General features: G+C 56.3%; 1 protein-coding gene and 1 pseudogene. Both read left to right on the top strand.

From position 1 onward, the window contains the following. A partial coding sequence (locus ACQ4WS_RS25400) for an effector protein Tle3 domain-containing protein (protein ID WP_436479720.1) occupies positions 1 to 952 on the top strand: 952 nt, incomplete at its 5' end. 74 nt (positions 953 to 1,026) lie between these two features. Then, positions 1,027 to 1,746 (top strand): annotated as a pseudogene (locus ACQ4WS_RS25395) (virulence factor); the annotation flags it as partial.

Here is a 1,746-nt window from a genome sequence, read left to right as displayed (position 1 = left end):
GCGCAAGCCTGCGCCGGGCGGCAAGGACTTCTGGTTTCCGGCGCAAAAATATGCGTCGTATTCCATCAAACAGGGCGTCGAGGCCAGCCAGGGCGCCTTTTCCACCATCCTGACGGTCGGGTTTGCGCCCTTGTTTATCGTGGCAACGGGCCTAGCCCGCAGCCCTTGCAATGCCTCGCCCCACAAAGACTGGAAAATCGAACTGAACGCACCCGACTTGCTGCCGCCCTTCAAGCCGCAGTCCTTGCGCCTTGGCCAGACAAGCGAGGAATTCGATGAAGGCTACGAGGCGCCCGGCGAATCGCGCCAGGCGGGCAAGCAGCGCGCTGCCGGCGACGATTTCTTGGCCGATCATGCCATTCCCCCCGGCGGCTTGCAGGGGCAGGCGGGGAAAAGCGAAGCCAAACGCATGGACAGCGCCAGGGGCACGGCCGATGACGAGGCGCGCCTGCGATTCGAACAGCGCGCAGTGATACGCGCGCAAGCCGTACGGGAAGGGAAAAGTCCCGCAGGTCAAAAAGTCCAGCAGGAAATGCCCAACGCCACGCCCGACGCCGACTACCAGCAGTGGCGCAGCACGCGGATTGAGGAAATGATGTCCAGCCAGGCGGGCGCCTATGCCACCGACCATTCCACCATCCTGACCAACCCCATGCATGCGGAGCGGGCGCTCGCGTACGACGTGGCGGTGGGCGTGTGCCGTATCAAGGAGCATCAGCTGCGCAAGTTGAGGGTGGCGGCGGATTGGAGGTTGTTGGAGTGGGTGGATGAGACTGATTCTGCAAAGGCTTTTGAACAGTATTTTGCAAGTGCCACTATCGACGAATTAACGATTACCGATTGGGCTGGCTGCAACGATGGCCCAGCCAGCATGCCGATTTTAATAGTAGACAAGCGCGAGAATTCTCCACCGGACGCCAAGCCAAACTCTGGTGAGCGCGCCCATGGGTGACATTGTGTTGATTGCTCTTCCAGTCATATCAGGATGCTGTATTCAAGATCTGTTTTAAAAATGGAGAATTCAATATGACGAAATCCTTTTTTATTTATGTATCGGTGGTTTTGCTGGCGTTGATTTTCCTGACGGCCTGTGCGCGCCTTCGTTCATCGCCTCTTACGTCGGAAAATGCCGTTGCCGCGTCACCTAACACTGACAAACGCCCCTATTTGGCACAAGTTGTCGCAGTGCAATGGCTGAATCCCCTGCAACGCCGGGACTACCCCACCCAATGGCAATTGCTGTGGACTTTAGGGCTGGTACCGCCAAACTCTGACGATGACATGGTCAAGGAAAATCCCCAAAAATATTCCAGTTTGCAGGCTATTTCGCCGATCGCTGGAGGGAGTGATGGTGCGGAAACGTTTGTTGGATATCATCGTAAATACATTCGGAAGGTATTCAATTTGTTTCATGATATTTATTATTCTGACCCCGAATATTTTTACAACGTTCATTCCGCCGAGAATCGCTCACGCTGGCGTGAGCTAGCTGGCATCCATATCGAATACGCTATTCCTGAAGGGAAACTCGATCCGGCGGATGCAGGAGCCTTCGTGCAGGACTATGTCCGACGTACCTTTACCATTGGCAACCCCAACTTTCCTACCCTTTGGACGCGTTCTACGCTCCCCGACGTCCGCATCACCACGGGCGGCCCCAACGCTGGTTTTACCTCCTTGGCCGCCGCGCTCGACTATCTGCAAAGCCACCCCAAGGAAACCGTTTGGGCCATGAACTGGGATGCG

Origin of the sequence: Janthinobacterium leeuwenhoeki (genome assembly GCF_051380795.1) — a bacterium.
GTDB lineage: Bacteria > Pseudomonadota > Gammaproteobacteria > Burkholderiales > Burkholderiaceae_D > Janthinobacterium.
This window is presented reverse-complemented; position numbering and strand designations above follow the sequence as displayed.